Raw genomic sequence first — 24556 nt, forward strand, 5'->3', positions numbered from 1 at the left:
TAAGCCGTCGGCTCGACCGACTGGCAAAGGCCGTGGAGCGCGACATTCACAAGATGCACGCCTTCGCCCGGTTTCGCGAATTGCCCACGAGTGGCGCGCGCCGCCGCTTTGCCGCGTGGTTCGAGCCAGACCACCGCATTTTGGAGGCCGCTTCGCCATTCTTCGCGCGCCGCTTTGCCGATATGGACTGACTAATTGCGACCCCTTTCGGATCGGCTTTTGGACGGCCAGCTTGATTTTGATCTGCCGGAGGATGCATCAGAGGCGCTTTGGACGACGTATTTCATCCATATATTCAACCCGGCGAGGGTAAAGATTGGGGCAATGAAATCCGAAATGCCGCTGAAGTACTGGAAAAATCTCCCCGAGGCCCGCGCGATCCCGACCATGTTGCAAGACGCCGAAGCGTGCGTGCACCGGATGCGGGACGCGCTGCCGACAGAACTGATCCTCCCCCACTGAAGTGGTGCACCCCTATAGTTAGGAAACAGAGGATCAAACATGGGGATCAGACTTGTCCAAGACCGGGATGTGGGGAGCAACCTGCTGGTCAACCAAAGCCCAGCATCGGGGCCGAGCCATACCCGTTAGTATACCATCGATAGTGCGCAAAAACGGAAGAAGCGATATCTGAAGTGGTCCCGGTTTTCCGGAAAGCTCAGCGGCTGATCCAAGGTGTATCCGGTTTAGGTCTCATGCTGCTCTCGGTCGCTCCAAGCCTGCCCAACATGCGTCGTCCGGCGTTCGCCAATCAGGCGCGAAATTGAGGGCGCTTGGTGTTTTAGAAGCTCATCCAGTCCTTGATAGCACGCCAAGCTTGGAAGCCATCGGCAATTTCTTCGAGATAAATAGACTCCTGCTTCAGTGATCGCCGCAAGCGTTCGACGAAGTTGGTCTAAAGCTGGCCTGTGAAGTTTTGGCGTTTCGCCATGTTCGTATCTCTTCAAAGGTCTAGGGTACCCTACTTGCGCCACATGTTTCTGACCGGGATCATACCTGCTGCTTTACTGTTTTGGCCGCGCATCACATATGCACGGGTCCGGGGATTGCTGTGGAGATTTCCGCTGACCATAGCGGCGAGTTTCCTGCTGACATTTGGGTTCTTGTTCGTGAACCTCAAGGCGAATGTTTCCATCATTCGCGAGCATCACGAGCTGCTGGGTAGTTACCAGCCCGGTGCCACGATCGGCGCCGTTGTGCGGTATGCAAAAATGGAACTCCGTGCCGGGAATGTCGAAGTTAATCCGCTGGGGCAGGATGCGGCTAAGGGGCCTGCTTTGCTGGCGACAAAGAAGCCGGTTTTGCTCGTCCTGTTTGCTGGTGAAACGGCACGTGCGCAGAACTTTGGGCTGAATGGATACAGCCGTAACACCACGCCAGAGCTGGCCCAACTCGATGTCTTCAATTTCAAAGACGCCACATCCTGTGGAACTTCGACCGCAGTGTCATTGCCATGTGTGTTTTCCCCATTTGATCGCTCGGACTACAGTCACGAGCGATTTATGGGCAGCGAAAATCTGTTGGATGTGCTCGCCCACGCAGGTGTGGACCCGGTGTGGGTTGACAACAATACAGGCGATCAGAATATCGCCAGACGGACAGGCGCACGGATGGTCGATGTGACATTGAATCCAGCCGCATGTGCTGATGGCGAATGCACTGATGCGGCTCTGTTGTCGGAACTCAGCGCCCAGATCGGCAGCATCACTGAGGATACGGTTCTGGTTCTACATATGATCGGTAGCCATGGTCCCGCGTACTACCTGCGCTATCCGGAAGGTTTTGCACCGTTTGTTCCAGACTGTCGCACGGCTGAGTTCGACTACTGCAGCCAGCAGGAGATCGTGAATGCCTATGACAACAGTATTGCCTTCACCGATTATATCGTCGCCAGCGCCATTAAAATGCTGGACCAGCAGGACCGCGTGTTGCCCGCTCTGTTTTTCCTGTCTGACCATGGTGAGTCTTTGGGAGAGGCAGGGCTATACCTGCATGCTGCTCCGATGTTCATGGCACCCGAAGTTCAGACGCAGGTGCCTTTTCTGATGTGGTTGCCACAACAATTCCAAGAAACCATGCACGTTAACGCTGCATGCCTGACTGACCGCACTTCACAACCGGTCAGTCAGGATAATCTTTTCCATACAGTACTCGGATTGATGGACATCTCCACTGAGGCCTATCGGCCAGAGCTTGACTTAACTGCCAACTGCCGCACCGAAAGGACCCCGGCGTGACACAACCTACAGCTTCACAAAAGACGTCTCCGCAAATCCCACCTAAGGTGACAGGACTTGCGCATCTGTTTGCCGCGGCTCGCTATTCTCTGGGCGGTTTTCAGCGGCTGATCGAAGAAGCTGCGGCAAGGCAAGAACTTGCAATAGGGGGCGCAGCGATCATTTTACTCTGGGTTTTGGGTGTGCCGGGAATGCAGATTGGAGCATTTTCCATTCTTTTCCTGTTGCTACTAGCGATTGAAGCGCTCAACACTGCCATCGAAGTCCTGACTGATTTGGTTTCGCCCGAATGGTCTCAACAAGCAAAGCACGCAAAAGACCTTGGATCGCTGGCGGTCGCGCTCTTGATTGGGGCAAATACCGCCTGCTTTGCCATCATTCTGCTGTCACTCCTGAATTAGGCTCGGGGCACTTCTTCGACCAAGTATCTAGCCTTGGTCCAGTAAGGCAAGCCAGGCGATTTGTTACGGCAAGCTCTCGCGTTAACCTCATAGCGAATGGCAGCTTTTGCCACTGCATAAGCAGCCAAACCGTTCATCGGGCCCCTAAGTTCTACGACCTTGCAAAGGGTGCTTTCTGCGCTTCGCTGTAATTCGACCAGGGCGCAGCACTGTCCGCGGTAGTTGTCCCAAAATGAATGTCCGGTTCAGGGTGTTTGGCCACGAGTGTTCGCGCCCGCAGCAAATTCTTATCTGAGCCTGGTTCGAATGTCGCGAAAGGGCTGGAAGCTCCTATCATCATGGATGATCGCTGCCCTGCATGGTGGCGGCGCAATCACTCTGGTTTGTGTGACGCTCTCGGGCATCGGTTGCGGGCACGCCCTGGAAGGGGCATGTGGAAGGTTAATCTCCACTCCTGTATCGGCATGATATGGTTTCCCAGCTGCCCCTTGGGGCAGGTTCTGACCGAGGTGGAACGCGAAGGCAGCGAAACACCACATATGGTCGCCGCATTCCGGCTGTTGATCCTGACCGGCTGCCGGTTGGGCGAGATCCAAACTTTGAAATGGGACTACATCACCGCAAACGGAATGGAGCTGCCCGACAGCAAAACCGGGGCGCGGCGTATTCCCCTGCCCCAACCAGCGCGGGAGGTGTTGGCGCGCCTGCCGCGCAAGCGACGTGATCGAGACCAACCGGGCCGAACACATGCGTATGCTGGACCGACAAATCCTTGGCCTTCTGGTGTCCCGTGCAGCAGAGTCAGAGGTTCAGCCGCATGAGTTCGCGGAGTTTCTGGACACGCATATCGAAGCGATCCGGCGTTTGTCTGAAGAACACCCTACGCCACTGGCAGAGCGTATCGGCAAGGCAGCGGGGCGGTACCGGTTCAGGTAATCCTGAACCTGTCTGCGCACCGCTTCAAAAGTCAGCAAAGCGCAGGAAAGTGACCTTTGCAAAGTCCCCTGAACCCGAGGCAGCGCGAAAGACCTATGCTGCACGAGCACTAGGCGAAGCCGACCTTCTCCGCGGATGGCGTTACCTTGCCCATATTTAAAATCGCATGCTCGCACACGGGGCCGCAGACTTTGGATGCTTCAGTCGCCAAAGCTAACATTTGGAGAACCTGCGTCAGCCGCGCCCCCGCATGATATTGCATCGCCCACACGACCAGCAGGTTTCCCGTTCACAAAAACTGATCCTGAGCCCCCCGACAAATTCCGCCCGTGAGCCGGAGCCGGGCAAACACCGCACCCATGGTCTGCATACGCATCACCTTGACGAACGACCGCGATGCCGTTCACGTACACGTCAGGAGAGGCTCCGGTCGATGGGGTCGGCGGGAAATGGCACCCGTGCCCGGAGCCTATGTCACCTAGGACATGTTGACAAAAGGGATTCACACTGGGGCTTCGACGTGATTCAAACTGGTATCTGCTATGGAGATCAGCTTGCCCCGAAACCTGATGAGCGACGACGAGTGGTCGCTGTTTGAATACTTCATTCTTGCGATCCGAGCCCGGAATGGGCGCAAGCCTACCAACCATCGCCTTGTACTGGATGGGATATTCTGGATTGCACGCACCGGATCACCTTGGCGAGATTTGCCCGAAGAGTTTGGCAAATGGTCCAGTGTTTACCGCCAATTCCGGCGCTGGACGTTGGCTGGGCTGTGGGAGGACATACTCGAAGCCTTGAACCAAAGCGGGGCCGTTCCAAACGCTCTCCAAATGATCGACAGCACTGTTATTCGCGCGCATCATCAAGCAGCGGGCGCAAAAGGGGGACTCCGAGACAGGGTTTTGGCCGTTCAAGAGGTGGCTTCACGACCAAGATCCACCTCCGCGTCAACGCGCACGGGTTGCCCATGAGAACAGACATCACACCGGGGCAAACTTCGGACTACCTTGGTTTTGATCTCGTCATGTCTGATAATCTGCCTGAGCCGAAAGTGCTACTGGCAGATCGGGGCTATGATGCTGATCGCATTCGGAAAAACATGAATGAACGTGATATCCTGACCCAAATTCCGATGCGAAAGACCCGCAAGATGCGCGTCGGCGTGGATCATGGGCTGTATCGATTGAGAAACCTGGTCGAACGGTGTTTCAATAAACTCAAGAACGCCCGCCGCGTTGCTACCCGGTATGACAAAACTGCAGAAAGTTACCTCGGGTTCATCGACATCACATCCATCCGGCTCTGGGTGCGCCATTTGTCAACATGACCTAGGTAAAACATTGACGGATCAGAGCGTTAGATCCTAGCCCCCGGCGCGACCGCCTGTGACCCGCCAGGGGGAGATTTTCCACATAAATGCGACCTGACGACGCCCTTAGCCATGAGTTTCGGGTCCTCGTCACCTACCGCACCCTCTATGATCAAGGGAACAGCCGCACCCCGGCACCAACCTTTGATCATGAGCGCTTCGGGCCAGCCCGCGAGCGGGTAGGAGACTTCGGCCAATGGCACGAGACCAAGAGAGATTTGCCCAAACTGGCCCATCTAATCCTGTGCGGGCGGGCAATGGCACAGCAACACCCCCTGCCCTCCGCTTACTTGTCCGCCTGCTCGCGCGCCATGCCGCAGAAGAAGATGCTGCCGAGATGAGGAAGGGCCCAGAACAAAAGGACTGATCCATGCCAGCCACTGCCCCTCTTCGCGCTGCTATCTATGCCCGCTATTCCACCGACAAGCAAAAAGAGACCTCCGTTGAGGACCAGTTCCGTCTCTGCCGCCGCCACTGCGACCAAAAGGGGTGGCAGGTCACCCAAGTCTTCGCCGATCACGGCATCAGCGGCACCAGCAGCCAACGCCCTGATTACTTGCGCCTTTTGCAGGCCGCAGAGCGCGGCGAAGTCGACATTATCGTGGCCGAAAGCCTCAACCGCCCGTCGCGGGATCAAGCCGACACCGCGCCTTTGTTCAAGCGGATGAGCTTCTTCGGGGATCGCTTGCACACTATCGCAGATCAGGACTTGGACGAGTTGAAGGTCGGAGTCGGCGGTCTCGTCTCCGCACTCTATATTAAGGACATCGCTCAAAAAAACCCGCCGAGGCTTGGAGGGCCGTGTTGTCTCGGGCAAGCCTGCCGGAGACAACAGCCATGGATATCGTGTAAAGCGAGAGATCCGCGCGGCTGGAACGGCCACCACCGAGCTGGAAGCGGAACAGTCGAGATTGCAGTCGGTGTTGGCGGAACGCGCCGAGCCCCCTGCCCTGCGGCTGCATCCCAGCCTGTCGACCCGGTACCGCGAGCTGATTGACGATCTCGCTCGCTCTCTGAACGCGCCCGACGTCAAACGAGAAGCTGCAGAAGCCCTTCGAGGGCTGATTTCAGAGGTTCGTATGGTGCCGGACCCGACAGCGCGCAATGGCCATGCCATTGAACTTATTGGGGAACTTGCAGGTATTTTGCGTTTGGGAGGACTGGATGCAACAAAGCCCCCGCGTTTTGCGAGGGCTTTGTCGGAAACGATGGTTGCGGGAGCTCGCATTGGTCACTGTTTCATTCAAGCCTAAACGATCAGCACAAGGATTTATTGGAACTGCTCCCATGAGATATCTAGTAACGGTCGGTCACCTGACCTAGTACAACGAACAATCTGCGACAGGCCTTAGTCTTCTACGCAACTTTGGCAACGATCGACGGTGCCAACGGGCTTGTCAGCCCGATCACTCGCCACTAGGTTGTTGATCACTTATATTGCTCGGCAGAGTAAGGCCGTATACGGATCTGCACAATTTTGATTTGAGTATTTTAAGAGGCCGTTTTGAACCAGCTTGAGGATGACTACTGGTTACGCTTGGCGCAGGATGGATCAGAGAACGCCAGTCACTTGGATAGCACGCCGGGCAAGCACCAGATAACACAGATTGACGGTGTCGAACCCTTAGACTCGCAGTTCGGCGTCTGGCCGGTCAAGACAGTGCCTGACAGATTGCTGGATCCGCTTTTCGGTTCGTTGGACCCTTTAGACGGCGACCGGGACCCTACAGCACCTGCATCTCAACAGCAAACATCAACCTACGCCATCCTCGACGCTGCCAAAATTCGAAATTTGCCAGAACGGCTGGAAACATCAGGCTTGCGGTTTCGTTGCCTTTTCAAAGGTGATGCATTCAATGAGTTGAAAGACGTCGCGCCGTGGATTGTGAAGCTCGAGGAAGATAACACATTTACTCAAAAATTGTTCACGCAGGTCGATTCTAATGCTGACGTATGGCCAGCAGAGGCCGGAATTTACCTCCGAGCCGATGGAACTCTGGAAGATCTTTGGCGTCATTTTCGACGGTTCACCAGAGTCCAAGACAATAACGGGAAGTGGTATTATCAACGTTTCTGGGAAAGCCACATGGCTGTGAGCTTGCTCCACAGAAACACATCTCCTTTCGTTAACATCGAACCAACGCGCATCCGATCCGCGATCTTTATCTCAGGCCGATCCGCACAGATAGCAGACATCAGCGCAATTTCCTCCGCACCCACACCACCCATACTTCTAAAGGAAGACCGCGACGCCTATGACATGGCGGTAGAGCAGAAATTTTCGATAGATTTCTCACATTCTTTGGCTCAATGCGTGCCCGAACAACTGCGAATTCTGGGATTGATAGATACCCTACCAATTTCTGCAATGATTACTGGTCTCATTGATGATCTACGGCCGCTAGGGTTCCGCCGCCGTAGCGATATCGGTCGCTTAGCTGTTCTAGGTCTTTATTACGGTAGGTGGTTTCTGGCGGACCCAAGAGTCGCACCTTCCTCACAAGAAATACTTGGTCAGCAGCATTCGTCTGCAGCTCTTCGGGCGCTGCGTATGGAGGAGACACTGGCACAACGGCAGTGGCACCAGCTGGTGACGACTCAGAAAGGATTGCAAAGCACGATTAAAGATCTGCGTGCTTTCTCAAACAACCCTGCCACGAGCCTCAGTTTGGAACCGGAATGGGACTTTCAAGATCAAAGTACCCGTGCCAGCTTTTCGCATACCTGTCATATGCAACAAGTGCGTCATTCACTTCCTGACGGAACTTACAACGATCACCGTCATATTCACACAATTCTTGCTCGTCTTTGGACGCCTTTTTTCTTGGATGATCCTATGCATAAGCCCTTGAAAGCGCTGTTTGATAGCCGTTCTGCCACGATTGCAATCGACATAATTGATATGCTTGAGAGCCGACTACCCCGCTCTCAGCGAGGGACAGATCATGGCTGATGGTGGATATGATGCAGCCCAAGCCGCTGCCGCTTCACAATCTGGGAATGCCGTCGGAGGCGGATGCGCAGAATGCCACACAGGTAACTGGATACATGTACGCTATGAGTACACTGAAGGTGATCCGGTTACAGATGCAGTCTATGTTGTTCAGACACCAAACGATGGCGCTGCTGGTGGTAGCGTCATTGCAGAAGGCGTAATTTCTATCGGTCCTGATGCCGAGCACAACTATGTTCATGTCGACTTAGGCGATCACTCTGGACCGGTCGAAGTATTTGTCTTCGATGATCCGACCGAACCCGCACCATATGAGGAGCCTCAGCCCGTAGAAGATGAGGCCGGCTGGTTGTCCCGCGCAGCTAACGCAGTGATGAGTGGTGCCGAGTGGACATGGGACGTAGCACAGGGTGATTTCAATGAGGACATGTCAACCGGGCAGATTATCACCAATGCGGTGGTGACAGCTGTCCCTGGCATCGATCAGGTCGCAGACGCTCGCGATCTGATTGCCAACGGCAAAGCACTGATCTGGGATCGCCGGTACACAGAGCTTGTGGTCTGGGTTGGCGTATTTGCGTGCTTGATTGGTCTTGTTCCATCACTCGGATCTTTGGCCAAAGGTGTCATAAAGCTAGTCTGGCGTAATGCAGGTGAAGTCGGCAAGATCCTGATTTACATCAACAAGGCACTTCATAAGACGGGTATGAAGATCAACGGCTATCGGTTCCTGAAAGAACTCGCGGATGAACTACCAGGGCACGTCGGAACCGTCACTCAGAAATTTAATAGCTTTCTCGATAGCTGCTTGCGTAAACTGCCGAGCTGGGGGGGCGCACAACTACGTGAGAGCATCGAACATGTCCGGGGTATGGCCAATTCTATGTTCCCCCGCGTGGCAGATGAGATCCAGCAGCGCCTGCTGCGCGGCCTTGCCAACTTCGCCTCCCGTGCATGGCGTGTCGTGCCCGGTCAGGGAATTATTGTGCGGCGTTCAATGCAGGCTACACGACAAGCCTATGACAGCTGGCAAGATACTATGCGACGAGTAGGGTTTGACAAGACGGCACTGGAAGCAGGGGCAGAGCCGATTGACGCCTCAACCGCACGTTTCTTGGTTGATATAGAAGAATTATCGGCCAAATGGGCTGAAGAATTTCTCGCCGACCCGAACCTACCGAGGTATTTGCGTGAACAGGCCGAAGCATCACCAGAATTCTTTCGTAAGCAATTAGCCACTTTTGGCAGCAAGCCACGCTACGAAACATTTGCGCCGGGTCAAAGCCTATACCGTGTGATAGACAATGCGGATGGGCACACCGGCGGTTTTTGGAGTAAGTCCATGCCGCCTGATGAGGAATCTGTGTGGCGCGCCCGGGATGCTGTATTGAATGACTGGAATGAAGCCGGTGCGTTTATCCGTGCAGAACTTCCCCCACCACCAGCCGGCTTCATCGGAGAAATTGCGCCTCAAAAACTCGCGGATGGTCAAATGCTGCGCGGCGGGGGAGAACAGGTCTGGCTTCCTGGACCACGTTCTGGATCCGTTTCTCGAGATCAAGTGAAAGATTACTGGCATACCACGTGGAATGATCGTGCCCCAACATCCCCTTCACGCGCATCGTTGCGTGCGGGTAACCCTAATGAGTGTGACCTATGAAACCACAAGTTAATTCTTTCAAGTCCGCTCTCGTGAGAATTGCAGACTATTCGAACATCCTGACGCAAGCGGCCCAGCACCTAAGCGCAGGAGACCGATCCGAAGACCTAATCGTTTCCTTAATGCGTGATGAAAAAGGCCATCTAGCAAGTGATTTAGTTGAAGGCCTGCGAGACGGAAGTACAAAGGCAAAGATCTATAATCAGCGTATATTGTCGTCATTAAAAAATGCCGATGCTAAAGAGGCTTACTTGGATGTCCTCACTGTCTCACGCTATCTTGACGGTTGCCTAGATAGATTTCTTGATATGCAAAGTCCGGCGCATGCGCGAGTACCTCCGCCCTATATATTCTTTAGGCCGATAAAAGTTCAATTTGCCGCGACTTTCCCTCGGAACATTGGTGACCCTGCCGATACCCCCACAGTTCTGGCGTTTCAAAAGTTCCTCGAAGGCCCGGACAACCCTTGGCGCTGATTGTTCACATAAGGCTCGTACGCAGTTCGTAGAGAATGCCCATTATGAACCGGCTTTTCTGCACAAATCGGGGCTGAGCGGGTTTTCCCTTCTCTGAGCAGGCTTAGGGTCAGGATTCATAGCCAATACATGGCGCTGTTGCACAAATTGGGGTCTGAGCGCGGTTCCCCTTTTCCCAGACGGACCTATGCTACGGGGCCTTGTTGCAGAAATCGGTTGAGGGATTCACTGCGTGAATCCAGCGTGATAGCTGGGATGCATGAACAGTTGGACCCCAACGAAGTATAAGACCACGAACTGGTCGACTTACAATGAGGCACTGAGGCGGCTCGGTTCGCTGACAGTGTGGTTTATCCCGATATGGTTTGGAAGCCGCCCGCGACGGGACAGCGAGGCCGGCCGCCGGTTTTCAGTGATGCCGCGATCCAGACGTGCCTGACGATGAAGGTACTCTTTGGCATGCCGCTGCGGCAGACGACCGGCTTCGTGCAGAGCCTGCTGCAACTGGTCGGGCTGGACTGGCCGGTGCCGGACTTCAGCACCCTGTGCCGCCGCCAGCGAAAGCTGAACGTGAGCATCCCCTATCGTGGCGGTGCGGGTCCGCTGAACCTGCTCGTCGACAGCACTGGCATCAAAGCCGAGGGTGTTCAAGAATTCATTGAGGAGGGAGCAGATGTCTTCGCCTTCGTTCCCGAAAAGGCACCGCAGCTCGGCGGACGCTAGCATTCCACGCATCCGTACAATCAACGTATTGCAGTAGTTCAATGTACTGTCGGCCTTGCCGCCAAACACCCTCGGATTTCGGTTGTCACTTGGGATCGCCGCCGCCCCCGCACTCTTTTCTCTGGGCTGATGACCTGTGGCTGCTGCGGTGGGGGCATTGCCAAAGTTTCAAAATCATCCTTCGGCTGTTCCTCCGCGCGCAACAAGGGCAAAGCGGTCTGCGCCAATATGCGCACCATCGCCCAGACGGATCTGGAAGCGCGGGTCCTGAACGCCCTGACCAATCACCTGATGGATCCAGAGGCGCTTGCGGCCTTTTGCGAGACCTATGCCGAAGAACGCAACCGGCTGCGCCGGGAGGCCAAGGGCGCGAGAGAGACCCTGGAACGCAGCCTCGCCCAGACCAAACGCGATCACCAAAATCTGGTGGACGCGATTATCGCAGGTGTTCCAGCGGAGCAGGTGAAGGAGCGGATGATTGAGCTCGATCAGCAACGGCAGCAGCTCGAGCGCAGGCTTTCCGCCTCCCCTGCCCCGGATCCGATCCTGATCCATCCATCAATGGCGGTGACCTACCGCGAGCGGGTGGCGGCGTTGATTGCGGGTCTGGGGAGAAGCGCAGAGATGCCCGCTGCGAAGGAAGCGCTGCGGGCTTTGGTGGATCGGATCGTACTGATCCCAGCGAAGGAGAGCACGGGCGTTGAGATCGAGTTGGAGGGAGATCTTGCGGCGCTATTGCGTCTTGCGACGGGGTCGGCGGCGGTCATTGCAACGCCGAAGGCCGCGCACTCTGGCGAGGCACGGCTGGAAGGCGTTGATATTGTTGGGGAATTAGTATTGGTTGCGGGAGCACACAACCGCCGCAACCTACCGACCCTTTCGGCTGCGGTTTAACTTGGGTGCAAGCACGGAATGAGCCGCAACCCTACAGAGCGTCGGGTCTGGGCAGACACCGCCTATCGCTCGGCCGAGATCACGATGGCAAACATAGTCTACAACATGGACCGATTGCGCTGGCTTCCCAGCCGAAGTGCGCCCGCCTGATGCCAAACCCGGGCAGAAGACCCACCGAACGAACTCAAAGTGCCGCGCAAGCGGTGCATCAAAGCCTTCGACCGGACAACCGCAGGCTGAACGGCGGGTTATCTGAGGTGTCCAAATCGTCACATCACCGCGCTCTGCCGCATCTGCCCTCTCACCGGGGGCTGCCGCCCGGCGAGAGGGCGCATGTTGACCGTGCGATTGCCCATATCGGGCTTGCCCCCCTGCGCCAGCGTGCCGCGTCGCGCCTATCGGGGGGAGAGCAGGCGCGGGTCCTGATCGCCCGCGCCTTGGCGCAGGACACGCCGCTTTTGATGGCAGATGAACCGGCGGCGGGGCTCGATCCCGCGCATCAGATCTCCACTATGGAGGTCTTTGCCGAACTCTCGAAAGCCGGGCGCGCGGCCTTGGTCTCCATGCATTACCTTAGTCTTGCGGCGCGCCATTGCACCCGCGTCCTGCTGATGATCGAGGGGCGCATCCTCGCCGATGGCCCACCTGCGGAGGTGCTGACGCCGGATCTGATGGCGCGGGCCTTTGGTATCTCCGTCTGGCATGAGCAGACCGGACAGGGGCCAGTGTTCCAGCCGCTTGAGGTGCTGAGCTGGGCGGTCAATCGGCCCGGATTCGTGGTCGCTGACGAAATCCTCTGGCGAGAGGTGCGCAACCGCGACCTGCCTCGTGATCTCGACGTCACCGGTTGGTTTTCGTCGGCATAGGCCGCATCGGTAAACCCCGCAGCCTCACCCGCGCCAGACTCAATACAGCACTCAAACCCCAGCTTCTGAAGATCAAGCGCCGACAATGGCGTCATTGCTACACGCGACTCACCCTCGGCTATCTCTTTTGGTGTGCCTATTCTCACCAGTCGTCCCCCTGGGAGTGGAGTGTGAATGATCTCGCTACGTACAGTCGTACTCAACCTTGTGCCTAGACGCATCAAGCAATCAAGAAACGAAAATGCCCTAACGCTTCTGCAAACCTGGGTCTCAACCAATGGTCGAGCGACACGGTCCCACCGCCAACAAACGCAAAGAGTGCTGTGGCAAACATCCAGAGTGCAGGAAACTCCCAGCCTCCCGTTGGCAGAACCCAAACATACCCAATCGAATAGTGCCCACCGAGCCCGACCGAGACAAAGAGATAGACTGTCGCTCCTACGGCCGCGATCCGCGTCATGAAGCCAAACGCAAGCCCGATGCAAACCGCAAGTTCGATGAGGCCGGCGAGAACTACAAAGGCTGACGGAAAAGGCAAACCGATCGAACCGAAATAGTCGACAAACACCGAGAACGGGATCGGTCCGCCGAATATATGCGCCGCGAAATGGGCAATGAACATCAGGCCGACATAGACCCTTAGCGCGGTCATGCCCCATTCGGCGGTGCTGACCTGGCACTGGAGAAACGTGCCTGAAGCGCCGGATCTGTTGCGACTGGTGATCAAGAGAAAGTGCAAGGCGAGGGTGATCACTAGAGCCGTCGCGGTATACGTGATCGATGGAAACCCCGGTCCGGTTTCGGCAATCAACAGTGGATCGAGGGCTTCAAGTGGCACATCGCCGTCTCCTTCGAGCCGCATTGTCGAAAACAGCCTTCCGATCACTAATGCCCCGAACAAGGCTGCAATCGTGGCGAATACGTTCATCCGGTTTCTGGCCACGGAAAATATGCCGCCGAGCATTATCGCGAGGAAACCAATGGACGAAATGCTTGTCCATTGCGCCACCGGCATCGTCACGATCGTCCAAACGGTCAACCCGGCGACGATGAGACCGAGGACCGCTGCAGCGGCGGCCGAAAGGTCGTAGGCAAACTTCATGGTATCTCTCCCTAGTTTGGACGGCAGCGAAAGGTCTGCCGCAAGGGTGGGTTGCAGAACTACGCTCCAGTATCGCTTTTCCGCGAAAGCGCTACGCGTAGTTCCGCGATAAGGTTAGAGGTCGCGCGGTGGGTTTTGAGGCGTATCCGCTTGTTCCATGGCGAATCTTGCGATCTCATCCTTTCGCATGAAGGCCACACCATCATGCTGGCGCGCATAGGTGAGGAAGCGATCGAGCGCATTGATAATACCGGGCGCACCGGCAATACGGTCATGAGTGCTGATAGACATCATTCTGCGACGCGTGGCGCCTTCTGCGTATAGCACGTCGAACTCATCCTTCAGTTCCTGCTCGAACGCAGCGGCCGTCATGCCCTGAGCTCCGAAGCGAACGATATCATTCGTTCTCAGCGTGTAGGGAACAACCATGAACGGCTTACCGCGAACCGGCGTGATCGACGGCTCGTTTCGCGTGAGGTCGTCGATGTGATAGAGAAAGCCCAGGTCCTGCAGGATTTCGAGCGTCGCAGGCGTTTGTCGCATCCAGAAGGCATTGAAGCCGATGGGACGTTCGCCTGTGATGCGTTCTACAACTTCGATGTTCTTCTCGTATGATGCACGTTCCTCGTCAGGGGTCATCGAATACTGGGGCGTCCAGCTATAGCCATGTGCGGCTGCTTCGTGCCCGCGCGCGACAAGATCTTTGGCGAGATCAGGTTGCAATTCGACCGCGCGCCCCACCATGTGCGATGTGACCTTGACATTGTGCCGGTCCCAAAGGTCGAGCAGCCTCGGCATACCCTCGGCCATGCCGTAGGCATACCAACTCGGCGTGATCGTATCGACATAGCCCGCTTCCATCGGAGGGAATGGCCCTTCGGCATCTTTGCCCTGTGCACCAGCTTCAAACTGTGACGAGATCGAGATTACCAATTGCGCGCCACCTGGCCAGAATTTCCCATTGGCATCCGGCTTCGCATCTGCCGCCGTGGTTTGAGCATTGGCCGCGTTTGCCAGAACGGACGCTCCTGCGGCGACGCCCACACCGGCCTTGATGAAGTCTCTGCGTGAGGTAGTCATTTCCCAATCTCCTTTGTTGCGGGGGAAGAAGTTTCTGGAACACCGGCATAGCCATCCGGCAGGTAGACGATGATGAGAGAAAGCACAGCCGCGCCGCCGATCGCGTAGGTTGAGGGAACGAGCGCCAAGCCGAGAGCGCCAAGCCACAGCAGAAGGGTCAGGATGCCGCGCTGATCCCACGCTCTGCCGCTCGCCAGCATGGCTATGGCACAGGTAATGACGATTGCGCGTAATACGCTGAGAGCTATGTCGGCGGTGTCGCCCTGCCCCAGAAGCCCCGGTATGAACAGGAACGCAAATGGCAGAAGATAAATCGCGCTGCTGAGCCGGATGGCCTGTTTGGCTACTGCGAACCATGAGGTTTTTGCGATACCGGAAGCCACGAACACCGCCACACAAACTGGTGGCGTAATCGCGGAGAGAGCAGCAAAGTACAGCACAAACAGGTGTGTTGCGAGCGGATCAAAACCGATGCGGATCATCGCCGGCGCCAAGATCGAAGCAACTAGGATATAAGCGGCGGTCGTCGGGACACCCATGCCGAGAACAAGACACGCCATGGCCACAACGACCGGAGCCAGCAAGGGCCAAGATGAAAACCCGTCCACGATCAGAGATGACAGGGCCACGCCCACTCCCGTTAGGTTGATGATCGACACCAGAATCTGGGCGCCGGCAAGCAAAACGGTGATGGTAACAAAGCCGATGCCGGCATCTTTTGCCCCCGCCAGAATAGCCTTTGAACAGATCCGCAGATCTTCTTTCCCGCGAATGTTAAGCGTCAGGTAGACACCTAGCAGAACCATGGTTCCAATGAAGGCGGAGAAGGCGATCGACCGGCCGCTGAACACGGCCACAATCAAGGCGGTCAGCCCGGCAATCAGTGGCAGCAGGCGTTTCAGATCCAGCGCTTCGCGCCAGGCCGGCATGTCCTCTTCAGGGACCAACGGCAGTTGCCAGCGCTTTGCAAGCAAATGAAGAATGACGAAGATGGACGTGTAGAACAGCAAGGCTGGAATGACCCCAGCCTTCACGATAGTCAGATAGCTGACGCCGACAAGTTCTGCCATCACAAAGGCGGCCGCCCCCATGATCGGAGGCGCAAGTTGCCCACCCGTGGAGGCGACAGCCTCTACCGCGCCTGACAGTCGCGCAGGGTATCCTAGCCGTTGCATGAGCGGGATCGTCAGGTTGCCCGTGGTGGCGACATTTGCCACCGCGCTGCCGCTAACCATGCCGAAGAGGCCCGAGGCGACCGTCGCCATTTTTGCAGCACCGCCGGGAGAGCGTCCACTGACCCGCATCGCGATGTCCATGAAAGTCTGGCCGCCGCCAGTATTCAGGATCATCGACCCAAACAGAACGAAGGGCGCAATTGTTGTTGCAGCGACGCCTGTAAGCAGCCCCCACAGGCCGATATCGCCAAGAAACAGTGTCTCCGTCAGGAACCAGATATCGACGCCACGGTGGCCAAAAGTACCCGGAATGACATTACCCCAAAGCGCATAGGCAAGCGCCAGGATGACAAAGCCAGGGAACGCCCAGCCTACCATCCGGACCATTAGGGTGATCGATGCCAACAGAAGGGTGATAAGAAGTACAAGGTCGAGTGGTTCGGCGAAAGGCAAGGAGGTTGCGATGATATCCGATCGCCAGATGATCGAGGCACAGGCAGCGGTGCCACCTGAAGCCAGGACAATATCGACGATCCATCCAGCTTTTCCCAAGTTTTTCGCGGGATAGAGCGCATACCCGAGCAAAATTATTAGCAACAAAAAGGCTGGGCGTTGGACGAGGTTGGTAAACTGACCAAATCCAGATGTTAGAGCGACAAAAGCAACGGCGCAGAGCGCCAGCACAATCCCCACCAAGGGCCGACTGCCCTCAGAAGTGGATGAGGTAGTATCAGACATGAGGCTTTTCCTCCCAGGAGGGGGCGGCGCCAGACGCCACCCCGGTCAGTTTCAGAGGGCGAATTCAGGGGCGCAAATCGTCCAGTACCTTGTAGCCCTTTTCTTCGAGGTAGCGGATCGTACCGGGATGCAACGGCGTCGTGGCGACATCGATAGTCAACTGAGCCAAGTCGAATTCTCCGGTAACGGCAAAGGCACCGCGCTGAATTTCCTGGTCTTCAAAGATCGCTTTGGCGATGCGATAGGCGGTCTCTTCATCGAAATCCGGCTTCACGACAGTGGCAAATCCCATCGACCAGGTCGTATAGGGCTCCGCACCTTCAATGGCACCCGCCGGCACGTCCATAAGGGTCACGTCGCTGACCTGTTCCGAGATAGACTGTTTTTGCTCGTCGGTAAGCCCCAAGATCTTCACCGGAACGAAGGACGCGAGATCAAGCGTTGAGCCGTCCACCTTGTACCCGACACCTGATTTGACGTATCCCGCAACGCGGTTATCCTTGATCGCGTCGACAGTATCCCCCGTGGAGCCGCGCACGAAATCAGGCTGAACACCCATTGCCGCAAAGACTCGTTCAGCGGTGCTCTCAGTGGCGGAACCACGGATCCCAGGGTTGTATTGGACGCCCTCGAGATCGGCGATGCTATCGATCTCTGCATCTGCCCTCACAATTACGTTTTGCGGCAGTTGTGCATAAATCCAGAGCGTCTGGGTATCGCTTTGCTGAGGGATCGATTCGTGCCCTTCGGCTGCCAATTTGGCGATATTCGTCGTGACGAGCCCCATATCCACCTGACCACGGTCAAGTCGCCGCAGATTGTCAAGCGATGCACCGGTTTCGACGACCTGCAAGTCGACCCCGACGGACTTCAAAACCTGAGCCACGGCAACGTAGTAGCCGTATTGACTTGATGATGATGAGGTTGTTCCGACCGCCAGGCGATCCTGCGCAAATGCCGGCGCGGCAAGAGCAAGACCTAATCCCAATATGAGGCCGTGTTTCAGGCCAGCAACAGTGTTCATGATATTCCTCCACACGATTGTCCTACAATCTACAATAGACATTCTATAGTCCATCAAGTAATCTTGCGTCAAGGACATGAGGAAAGGAGCTGACATGGCCATTTACGAAGAGCGAATTTATGAGATCCAACCGGGTCGTCTCGGGGAGTACCTGCAGCGCTACAAGGAACTGGGCTACGATGTTCAGACAAAGCATCTGGGCAGGCCGATCGGATATTTCGTATCCGAGATCGGAGACTTGAACCTTGTCATCCAGCTGCGCCGCTACGACTCACATGCGGATCGCGATTGCCGACGTGCTGCCATGGAATCGGATCCGGACTGGATTCACTACCGAAAGGTAAATTCCCTTCAAATCAGTCAAAAAAACCGGATACTCAAGTCACAGGAGTTTTGCCTGCTCAACGATGAAGAAGAACACGAATGACAGAAACCACGTCTCTTGCCACTGATCTGGAGCTTTTGCGCGGTACAAGCATCGCTTCACTGGTGCGCTCAAAAATTGAGGACGAGATTATCTCTGGCCTGAGGCGAGGTGGGGATCACGTAACTGAGCAAGAGCTTACAAGTAAATTTCGCATCAGCCGCGGACCTGTGCGCGAGGCACTCCGCGCGCTCGAAGGCCAGGGCCTCCTCGAACAGAAGAAAAACAAGGGCTGGTTTGTAAAGGTCCTAGATCAATATGAAGTCGAGTGCGTTTTTGAGATGCGCGCCATTCTCGATAATGGATTAGCTGCTCTTTTGATGTCAAAAAACGCCACTCGTTCCTGGGAAGAAGGTTTGAAGAACCTGAAACGCCAGGTCGCCGACATGGATAAAGCAATCCAAGCGAACGACACAGGTCACTATGCCCAGCACAACCAGGCGTTTCACGACACGCTACTCGGCATGGCTGGAAACGATCACCTGGCACGAACATATCGTAACCTGATGGGGCAACTCGCCTCCCACGTCGTGAATAGTTTGACGATCGGCAATGCTATGAAAAGCTCTAACGCTGAACATGTGGAGATGATTAATGCAATTTCCGACGGAGACGAAAAGAGATTGCGCCAAATCTTCACCTCACACAGGGTGGAGACCCTGAACAGAATGACCCATGTGTCAAACCGGAGCGCCGCAACGGGAAAGGCCAATTAGGTAAGTTTTGGAGCTGTGCTAAAATTCGACACAATGGAAGCAAGTAACGCCCGAACTCGGCGCGGTTGCGTGCGCCCTGCCGGCATGACGGCCTGCAGGGAGATAGGAGCAACTTCAAATTCTCGCAAAAGCGGGATGAGCCGCCCTGCACAAATATCCTGATGCACATCCCATTGCGATTTGCGCATAACTCCACGCCCTTCCAAAGCCCAGCGTCGTATCAGGTCGCCGTCATTGGCAATCCGGTCTCCCCGCACCGTGACCATTTGCCTCCCACCATCAATTGCAAAGGGCCAAGCACGGTCCACATCCGATCCAAACCTCATGAGAAGGCAATTATGGCTTTCTAGGTCGATGGGATGCACTGGCGTTCCAGACCGCTCAAGATAGGACGGAGCGGCGCAAACGATCCGCGAATTGTCGGCCAAACGCCGGACGACCAAACTACTGTCTGCCAAATCGCCATAACGTATTGCCAGATCGAAACCCGCTGCGGAGACGTCGACAAAGCCATCACTCAGATGCAGATCGACTGTAACTTCAGGATTTTCTTCAAGAAACTTGTCGATGATCTGGGCCAACCGATTGCGCCCCAGATCGGACGGCGCACTCACCCGGACTGGGCCGGCAATGCGTTCAACCCCAAGCCGGATGCGCGCTTCCAATTCGTCCGATTCTGCCAGCAAACGCTGCGCGCCATCAACCAATTCGCGCCCTTCTTCCGTCAGACTGATAGAGCGTGTTGTCCGGTTCAATAGCCGTGCGCCGTAATGTGCCTCGAGCGCGGCAACGCGTTCCGACACCGTTGCTGGCGACAACCCCATCTCACGTCCACCAGCCGCTAGCCCGCCCTTTTCGACGATACGCAGAAAGAGCGAAAGATTGTCCAGTATCATTGTTCGCGATTCCCGAAGTATTATTTCGAAAATTACTCAATTCTATTGATGCACCGCAAGAGGCAATTTGTTGACAACCGAAGGACCAGCACGATGCAACTTGACCATGTGACCATTCGCACCCGAAACCTCGCTGGCACGCGAGACTTTTTTATCGATGTATTCGGACTTGAAGAAAAGCCGCGCCCCAAGGTCATCCAGCGGATTCCGGGCCACTGGCTCTATGCCGGCGACGACCCAATTGTCCATTTGATCGGTTCGCGTGGGCTGGGTCCCAACGCAAGCCCCGAAGCCTGGGACCACGTCGGATTTCGCCTCACCGGCTATACCCCCTTTCGCAGGAGCCTCGATGAAAAAGGCATCCGGTATTCAACTATGGACCTGCCCGAATTGAACGAGCGGCGTCTATTTTTCCATGCACCTTGCGGACAGCTCATCGAAGCCGTGTTCCGCGAAACCACCCCCCTCCCAGGAGATGAAAATGACTAACATGATCGGAAAGAAAGCCATCGTGATCGGCGGTACGTCGGGTATCGGCGCTGCCGTGGCAGATGCCCTGGCTTCACGCGGGGCCGAAGTCGTGCGCGCCAGTCGCGCGACAGGACTTGATGTTTCAGACGGCGCCGCTCTGACCAGTTGGATCGCTGACCAAGGCCCGGTCGACCATCTTGTCTTCACCGCAGGTTCACAAGCGCCGGGCGGAGCCATTGCATCCCTCGATCTTGACGCCGCGCGCGCAGCCTTCGACATAAAATTCTGGGGCAGCATCCGCGCGGCTCAAGCTGTAGCCCCGAACCTACGTGAGGGCGGCACGATCACGTTCACCAGCGGATTTTTGGCCCGCCGCACTGTCCCCGGGACATTCATTAAGACGGCGATCAACGCTGCTCTTGAAGCCAGCACCAAGATCCTCGCCAAGGAGCTTGCCCCGATCCGCGTCAATGTTGTCAGCCCGGGCCTGACCGATACCGAGGCCTATGCGAACATGGAAGCCGGTGCGCGCAAGCAGATGCTTGACGGGGCAGCGTCCCGCTTGCCCGCCGGTCGCGTGGCCCAACCGCAGGACGTGGCAGCAGGTCATCTCTTTGCCATCGAAACCCCCTCCGTTACCGGCGCCGTGATCGACATCGACGGCGGTGCGTTGATCAACTGAACAGGAATATTCCAATGTCTACCGGATCAAATCTCCCCTTACAGGTCTGGATCCTCACTCTTTCCGCCTTTGCCATCGGCACCGCGGAATTCGTAATCGCAGGCCTGCTCACCCAAGTCGCCGAGGATTTGGGCATCACCGAAGGCCAGGCCGGGCAACTCATTACCGCTTATGCAATGGCGATTGTGATCGGTGGTCCGATCCTGACGCTCTGGCTTGCGCGGTTCGACAAACGCAACGTATTGCTCGGCTTGATGGGCCTGTTCATCGCAGGCAACATCATGTCCGCCTTTGCCGGTGACTATGCCACGCTTTTGATCAGCCGCATCATTGCCGGTCTGACTCAGGGCCCCTTCTATGGCATTGGGGCCGTCGTTGCTACGCGCCTCGTTTCCAGGGATATGGAAGGCCGGGCCGTCGGGCAGATGTTTGCCGGCCTGACTCTTGCCAACGTGCTGGGTGTGCCCGGCGGTGCCTGGGTCGGCAATAACTTTGGCTGGAACACCACCTTTCTGATTGTGGCGGTTCTGGGCGTGGTCGCCTCACTCGCCATCCTGTCCGCAATTCCGCGTCAGGGTCGTGAAGAGGTAACATCCATTCGGGACCAGATTGGTGTATTTGCCGACCGCAACCTGCTTGCGAGCCTCACCTTTACCGTTTTGGCTTGGACAGGATTCATGGGGTTCTATGGCTACATCGCCCCCGTGGCCGAGCAGGTCGCCGGATTTCCGCGCGCTGATGTGACGTGGGTTCTGGTCATCGTCGGATTGGGGCTGGTGCTGGGCAACACTTTGGGTGGCCGGACCGCAGACGCCAATCTGCGCCTGTCCCTGATCGGCTGGCCCATCGCGATGATCGCCTCCCTTGTCGTGGTTGGTATTACCGCACCTTCCAAATGGCCCTTTGTCGTCGCTGCTTTCCTCTTTGGCGTGATGAGCTTTGCCAATGTACCCGCGATGCAGATGCGGGTGATGAAGTTCGGCACAAAAGCGCCCGAGCTCGCTGCGACGGCCAATATCTCTGCCTACAATATCGCCAATGCGCTTGGCGGAATCATCGGCGCTGCCGTCGTCGACAGCACGCTGGGCGCAACGGCAATTCCCTTTGCAGCAGCTGTGGTTCCGATCCTCGGTGTGCTGTTCATCATAACGCAGGAACGCAAACCCCGCTTGGGCGCACAACACAAAGCCTGAGCCAACGAAACTGTCGTTCAGGCTTAACTTCTCCATAAAGGATAGAACAATGACCACTCTTTTTGATACAGCCAAAGTCGGTCCCTTTGATCTGCCATCGCGCATCGCACTTGCCCCGATGACGCGCTGCCGCACCGACCAGCCCGGCAACATCCCCAATGCGATGATGGCTGAATACTATGCCCAACGTGCCAATGCGGGGCTGATCATCACCGAAGCCACTCAGATCACCCAACAGGGTCAGGGATACTCTTTCACCCCGGGTATTCACTCGCAGGAACAGGTTGCAGGCTGGCGCAAGGTGACCGATGCTGTACATCAGGCAGGCGGACGCATCGTCAACCAGCTTTGGCATGTCGGCCGGATGAGCCACGCGATGTTCCATGAAGATGGTCAGCCCGTCGCACCCTCGGCGATTGCCCCGGATTCAACCGTCTGGGTCGTGGATCCCGAAACGGGTGAAGGCGGCATGGTGGAATGCCCGACACCGCGCGCGCTGGAAACAGATGAAATCGCAGGCGTCATTGCCGATTATGCACAGGCGGCCCGCAACGCCAAGGAGGCTGGCTTCGACGGGGTCGAGATCCACGCAGCCAACGGTTATCTGATCGACGAGTTCCTGCGCGCAAGCTCGAACAAGCGTACGGACGTATACGGCGGCAGCGTTGAAAACCGCATTCGTTTCGCGGTCGAGGCTGTCGAGGCCGTGGCTGCCGAGATCGGTGCGGATCGCGTCGGTATCCGCATCTCGCCCTTCATCACCCAGCGTGGGATGGACGACCCTGAAGCGCCGGATACAATCCTAGCGATGGCTAGGGAACTTGGGCGGATCGGGATTGCATACATCCATATCGCGGAAGCCGACTGGGACGACGCGCCGGAAACACCGCGTAGGTTCCGTGAAGCTCTGCGTGAGGTTTTCCACGGTGCGATCATCGTTGCGGGCGGCTATGACAAGGAAAAGGCCGGTGCCATTCTAGCCGAAGGCCTGGCTGATGTGGTGGCCTTTGGACGCCCCTTCATCGCCAATCCGGACCTGCCGCGCCGCTATGCCGACGACCTGCCGCTGGCCGAGTTCGACGGAGATACGCTCTTTGGTGGCGATCACAACGGCTATACCACCTACGGAAACTATGAGGTGGCGGCATGAGCCGCCCCCTTTCCAAAAGCGAGATTGAACGCGCCCTGGGCAACGATCGGATCGGGACCGAACTGGTTCCCGAAACCGGGGGCATGAGGATCTGACACTTGCGTCTCGCCCGTCGGCATAACCGGCCCGACACCTGAACGGTTCTGACCGATGGGCAAACCAGTTCCTGCTACAGGGATGGCCGCATCGAGAATGTCACATCTACCAATGGCCAGAGGCTGCACTTTCCCGATCTGTCACCTGACAAGACCTTTGTCCACGACCTGACCAATACCGGAGAGAACAAATTGGTCTTTGTCACCGTTGAAATGGGGAAACCTTGTGCATAGACGACTGAGCGTGTTGGGTGAACTGATCTGTGCGTCACGTGACGAGCCCTGAAAACATATCGACCACCGGTTTGGGCAAGGCCGCTGCGGCATCCATCACATAAATGCAACGATACTCACCAAAGCTTGGTATAACTGCCCTATCTGGTTGTACAATTTGTTAGGTCACAACAATGAATGCTGAAAAGCTTGATCTGTCACACCTACAGCATCAGGAGAAACTCGTCCAATCTGCATACGCGGCCTTTGCGGATAACCCGGAAGTCGTGGCAATCGTCTTGCTGGGTTCGCTTGCCAAAGGTGCGGGGGATCGTGTTTCAGATGCAGACCTCGTGGTGTTTACCCAGGATGGGTTTCACATGCGGGCATCGCATTGCTTTGAAACATTTGAGGCGGACAAGGACATCTTCTATCGGCTGGAAGGTGAAAATGATCAGGCCTCTTTCAAGAAATATATCTTCACCGATCTGACCAGCGCGGAAATCCATTGCATTGATACGCAAACCATCTTTCCGCTGGCTCACCCGCATGTCGTATTGATGGATAAGGGCAACATTGTTGCAGGAAGACTGACAGACGAAGCACCGCCACAACACGCGGACTTTCCGGTCTATACGTCAGGCGATGACGGTCTGATCTGGGAGCTGTTTGATTGCATCAAATGGCTGAGCCGCGGAAATAGCGACCTTGCAAAAGGATATTTGTTGAAACTGGCCGGGGAAATCCAAAGGCAGGTATGATCGCGCCATGCGACCAGAGGAAATGCGATGCGCAAGCACCGTTCGATCTATGCGCCAAAAAACACTCGGAAGGAGGCATCCCACATGCTTACCAAACTACAACTGACCGGCTTGATTGGAGCCATTGCAGGTCTTGTTTTCCTGCTTCTGGAACGGCTGTTCTACGGCGATCTCGACGAAAACGGCGTCCTGCAAGAAAGTTTCTTTTTGCCGCTGGGTTTTCTTCTCCTGATTGCAGGTATTCTTCTGTTCGCTATCGGCACAGTGAAACGGATGCTGGCCCATAAAATATAATGCAGCGATCCCATCTGAAACTTC

Annotated in this window: 25 protein-coding genes and 5 pseudogenes; 23 read left to right on the forward strand and 7 right to left on the reverse strand. The window is 56.2% G+C overall.

The genetic code is table 11. The annotated features are described in order from the left end of the window. Positions 1-20 precede the first annotated feature (20 nt). The 6 genes and pseudogenes from K529_RS24070 to K529_RS16405 all read left to right on the forward strand — a co-directional run bounded on the left by K529_RS24070 (position 21) and on the right by K529_RS16405 (position 3574). Entirely contained in the window at positions 21-191 is a 171-nt protein-coding gene (locus tag K529_RS24070; protein ID WP_406707308.1) for a DUF4130 domain-containing protein, read from the forward strand. 28 nt (positions 192-219) lie between these two features. Next, positions 220-462 carry a DUF4130 domain-containing protein gene (locus K529_RS24075; protein WP_040642763.1) on the forward strand — a complete coding sequence of 81 codons (243 nt, stop codon included), beginning with the start codon at positions 220-222 and terminating at the stop codon, positions 460-462. A 503-nt stretch (positions 463-965) separates the two neighbouring features. Next, complete coding sequence (locus tag K529_RS16395) at positions 966-2237, forward strand: phosphoethanolamine transferase (RefSeq protein WP_406707200.1); 1272 nt, start codon at positions 966-968, stop codon at positions 2235-2237. A 47-nt stretch (positions 2238-2284) separates the two neighbouring features. Next, complete coding sequence (locus tag K529_RS16400) at positions 2285-2638, forward strand: diacylglycerol kinase (RefSeq protein WP_005627503.1); 354 nt, start codon at positions 2285-2287, stop codon at positions 2636-2638. A 488-nt stretch (positions 2639-3126) separates the two neighbouring features. Next, positions 3127-3399, forward strand: a pseudogene (locus K529_RS24130) (integrase); the annotation flags it as partial. Then, entirely contained in the window at positions 3359-3574 is a 216-nt protein-coding gene (locus K529_RS16405; protein ID WP_040642761.1) for a hypothetical protein, read from the forward strand. The pseudogene K529_RS24130 and the gene K529_RS16405, both read left to right, overlap by 41 nt. A 200-nt stretch (positions 3575-3774) precedes the next feature. On the opposite strand, the gene K529_RS23165 is transcribed toward K529_RS16405, so the two are convergent. Beyond that, a complete protein-coding gene (locus tag K529_RS23165) occupies positions 3775-4080 on the reverse strand; it encodes a PAAR domain-containing protein (RefSeq protein ID WP_081284876.1) in 306 nt (101 codons plus the stop codon). A gap of 63 nt (positions 4081-4143) precedes the next feature. On the opposite strand from K529_RS23165, the pseudogene K529_RS23170 reads away from it, so the two are divergent. The 9 genes and pseudogenes from K529_RS23170 (at position 4144) to K529_RS23185 (ending at position 12518) form a co-directional block, all read left to right on the forward strand. After that, positions 4144-4904: pseudogene (locus K529_RS23170) on the forward strand (IS5 family transposase). Positions 4905-5316: 412 nt separating this feature from the next. Next, positions 5317-5598 (forward strand): annotated as a pseudogene (locus tag K529_RS23890) (recombinase family protein); the annotation flags it as partial. Positions 5599-5737: 139 nt separating this feature from the next. Beyond that, positions 5738-6199, forward strand: a complete 462-nt coding sequence (locus tag K529_RS23895) for a hypothetical protein (RefSeq protein ID WP_046002666.1) — start codon at positions 5738-5740, stop codon at positions 6197-6199. Positions 6200-6450: 251 nt separating this feature from the next. After that, positions 6451-7899: a DUF4123 domain-containing protein gene (locus K529_RS16435; RefSeq protein ID WP_005626114.1), complete on the forward strand. Its 1449-nt coding sequence runs from the start codon at positions 6451-6453 to the stop codon at positions 7897-7899. Beyond that, positions 7892-9559 carry a hypothetical protein gene (locus K529_RS16445; RefSeq protein ID WP_131665001.1) on the forward strand — a complete coding sequence of 556 codons (1668 nt, stop codon included), beginning with the start codon at positions 7892-7894 and terminating at the stop codon, positions 9557-9559. The genes K529_RS16435 and K529_RS16445 overlap by 8 nt, the downstream gene beginning before the upstream one ends. Further along, the gene (locus tag K529_RS16450) at positions 9556-10035 is read left to right on the forward strand and encodes a hypothetical protein (protein WP_046002665.1); all 480 of its coding nucleotides are present in this window, start codon (positions 9556-9558) and stop codon (positions 10033-10035) included. The genes K529_RS16445 and K529_RS16450 overlap by 4 nt, the downstream gene beginning before the upstream one ends. A gap of 259 nt (positions 10036-10294) precedes the next feature. Beyond that, positions 10295-10692, forward strand: a pseudogene (locus tag K529_RS16455) (IS5 family transposase); the annotation flags it as partial. A gap of 192 nt (positions 10693-10884) precedes the next feature. Then, the gene (locus K529_RS16460; protein WP_323807505.1) at positions 10885-11652 is read left to right on the forward strand and encodes a zinc ribbon domain-containing protein; all 768 of its coding nucleotides are present in this window, start codon (positions 10885-10887) and stop codon (positions 11650-11652) included. 149 nt (positions 11653-11801) lie between these two features. Beyond that, positions 11802-12518, forward strand: a complete 717-nt coding sequence (locus K529_RS23185) for an ABC transporter ATP-binding protein (protein ID WP_080929622.1) — start codon at positions 11802-11804, stop codon at positions 12516-12518. On the opposite strand, the pseudogene K529_RS23190 reads toward K529_RS23185, so the two are convergent. The 5 genes and pseudogenes from K529_RS23190 to K529_RS16485 all read right to left on the reverse strand — a co-directional run. Continuing rightward, positions 12509-12664: pseudogene (locus K529_RS23190) on the reverse strand (hypothetical protein); the annotation flags it as partial. The gene K529_RS23185 and the pseudogene K529_RS23190 sit on opposite strands and share 10 nt — an antisense overlap. A 74-nt stretch (positions 12665-12738) precedes the next feature. Beyond that, complete coding sequence (locus K529_RS23195) at positions 12739-13620, reverse strand: DoxX family protein (RefSeq protein WP_005610983.1); 882 nt, start codon at positions 13618-13620, stop codon at positions 12739-12741. 114 nt (positions 13621-13734) lie between these two features. Then, entirely contained in the window at positions 13735-14700 is a 966-nt protein-coding gene (locus K529_RS16475) for a polysaccharide deacetylase family protein (RefSeq protein ID WP_005610982.1), read from the reverse strand. After that, a complete protein-coding gene (locus K529_RS16480; protein ID WP_005610980.1) occupies positions 14697-16613 on the reverse strand; it encodes a TRAP transporter permease in 1917 nt (638 codons plus the stop codon). The genes K529_RS16475 and K529_RS16480 overlap by 4 nt, the downstream gene beginning before the upstream one ends. Before the next feature lie 64 nt (positions 16614-16677). Then, positions 16678-17637, reverse strand: a complete 960-nt coding sequence (locus tag K529_RS16485; protein WP_005610977.1) for a TAXI family TRAP transporter solute-binding subunit — start codon at positions 17635-17637, stop codon at positions 16678-16680. Between the two features lie 94 nt (positions 17638-17731). Here K529_RS16485 and K529_RS16490 point away from each other — a divergent pair, with 94 nt between their 5' ends. Then, entirely contained in the window at positions 17732-18064 is a 333-nt protein-coding gene (locus K529_RS16490) for an NIPSNAP family protein (RefSeq protein ID WP_005610975.1), read from the forward strand. After that, positions 18061-18777, forward strand: coding sequence for a GntR family transcriptional regulator (locus tag K529_RS16495; RefSeq protein WP_005610973.1), 717 nt, complete (start codon positions 18061-18063; stop codon positions 18775-18777). Before K529_RS16490 ends, K529_RS16495 begins: the two co-directional genes overlap by 4 nt. Here K529_RS16495 and K529_RS16500 read toward each other — a convergent pair. Then, positions 18774-19673, reverse strand: a complete 900-nt coding sequence (locus K529_RS16500; RefSeq protein WP_005610972.1) for a LysR family transcriptional regulator — start codon at positions 19671-19673, stop codon at positions 18774-18776. The genes K529_RS16495 and K529_RS16500 overlap by 4 nt on opposite strands. A 93-nt stretch (positions 19674-19766) precedes the next feature. On the opposite strand from K529_RS16500, the gene K529_RS16505 reads away from it, so the two are divergent. The 6 genes from K529_RS16505 to K529_RS16530 all read left to right on the forward strand — a co-directional run bounded on the left by K529_RS16505 (position 19767) and on the right by K529_RS16530 (position 24532). After that, a complete protein-coding gene (locus K529_RS16505) occupies positions 19767-20162 on the forward strand; it encodes a VOC family protein (protein WP_005610970.1) in 396 nt (131 codons plus the stop codon). Next, positions 20155-20826 (forward strand): SDR family oxidoreductase, encoded by a 672-nt coding sequence (locus tag K529_RS16510; RefSeq protein ID WP_040641366.1) that lies wholly within the window; start codon positions 20155-20157, stop codon positions 20824-20826. Before K529_RS16505 ends, K529_RS16510 begins: the two co-directional genes overlap by 8 nt. A 14-nt stretch (positions 20827-20840) precedes the next feature. Continuing rightward, positions 20841-22019 carry an MFS transporter gene (locus tag K529_RS16515; RefSeq protein WP_005610967.1) on the forward strand — a complete coding sequence of 393 codons (1179 nt, stop codon included), beginning with the start codon at positions 20841-20843 and terminating at the stop codon, positions 22017-22019. Positions 22020-22068: 49 nt separating this feature from the next. Next, positions 22069-23169: an alkene reductase gene (locus tag K529_RS16520; RefSeq protein WP_005610965.1), complete on the forward strand. Its 1101-nt coding sequence runs from the start codon at positions 22069-22071 to the stop codon at positions 23167-23169. A gap of 502 nt (positions 23170-23671) precedes the next feature. After that, positions 23672-24238, forward strand: coding sequence for a nucleotidyltransferase domain-containing protein (locus K529_RS16525; protein WP_005610963.1), 567 nt, complete (start codon positions 23672-23674; stop codon positions 24236-24238). A gap of 84 nt (positions 24239-24322) precedes the next feature. Then, complete coding sequence (locus K529_RS16530) at positions 24323-24532, forward strand: DUF3955 domain-containing protein (RefSeq protein WP_157859744.1); 210 nt, start codon at positions 24323-24325, stop codon at positions 24530-24532. The last annotated feature ends 24 nt before the right edge of the window (positions 24533-24556 follow it).

Source organism: Tritonibacter mobilis F1926, from assembly GCF_000376545.2.
GTDB lineage: Bacteria > Pseudomonadota > Alphaproteobacteria > Rhodobacterales > Rhodobacteraceae > Epibacterium > Epibacterium mobile.

Coding starts and splice junctions, on each gene's coding strand:
- K529_RS16485 (WP_005610977.1), bottom strand. CDS start 17,637: ATGAACACTGTTGCTGGCCTGAAACACGGCCTCATATTGGGATTAGGT.
- K529_RS16505 (WP_005610970.1), top strand. CDS start 19,767: ATGCAACTTGACCATGTGACCATTCGCACCCGAAACCTCGCTGGCACG.
- K529_RS16475 (WP_005610982.1), bottom strand. CDS start 14,700: ATGACTACCTCACGCAGAGACTTCATCAAGGCCGGTGTGGGCGTCGCC.
- K529_RS16510 (WP_040641366.1), top strand. CDS start 20,155: ATGACTAACATGATCGGAAAGAAAGCCATCGTGATCGGCGGTACGTCG.
- K529_RS16495 (WP_005610973.1), top strand. CDS start 18,061: ATGACAGAAACCACGTCTCTTGCCACTGATCTGGAGCTTTTGCGCGGT.
- K529_RS16520 (WP_005610965.1), top strand. CDS start 22,069: ATGACCACTCTTTTTGATACAGCCAAAGTCGGTCCCTTTGATCTGCCA.
- K529_RS16530 (WP_157859744.1), top strand. CDS start 24,323: ATGCTTACCAAACTACAACTGACCGGCTTGATTGGAGCCATTGCAGGT.
- K529_RS16490 (WP_005610975.1), top strand. CDS start 17,732: ATGGCCATTTACGAAGAGCGAATTTATGAGATCCAACCGGGTCGTCTC.
- K529_RS16500 (WP_005610972.1), bottom strand. CDS start 19,673: ATGATACTGGACAATCTTTCGCTCTTTCTGCGTATCGTCGAAAAGGGC.
- K529_RS16525 (WP_005610963.1), top strand. CDS start 23,672: ATGAATGCTGAAAAGCTTGATCTGTCACACCTACAGCATCAGGAGAAA.
- K529_RS23185 (WP_080929622.1), top strand. CDS start 11,802: ATGCCAAACCCGGGCAGAAGACCCACCGAACGAACTCAAAGTGCCGCG.
- K529_RS16480 (WP_005610980.1), bottom strand. CDS start 16,613: ATGTCTGATACTACCTCATCCACTTCTGAGGGCAGTCGGCCCTTGGTG.
- K529_RS16450 (WP_046002665.1), top strand. CDS start 9,556: ATGAAACCACAAGTTAATTCTTTCAAGTCCGCTCTCGTGAGAATTGCA.
- K529_RS16445 (WP_131665001.1), top strand. CDS start 7,892: ATGGCTGATGGTGGATATGATGCAGCCCAAGCCGCTGCCGCTTCACAA.
- K529_RS16515 (WP_005610967.1), top strand. CDS start 20,841: ATGTCTACCGGATCAAATCTCCCCTTACAGGTCTGGATCCTCACTCTT.
- K529_RS23195 (WP_005610983.1), bottom strand. CDS start 13,620: ATGAAGTTTGCCTACGACCTTTCGGCCGCCGCTGCAGCGGTCCTCGGT.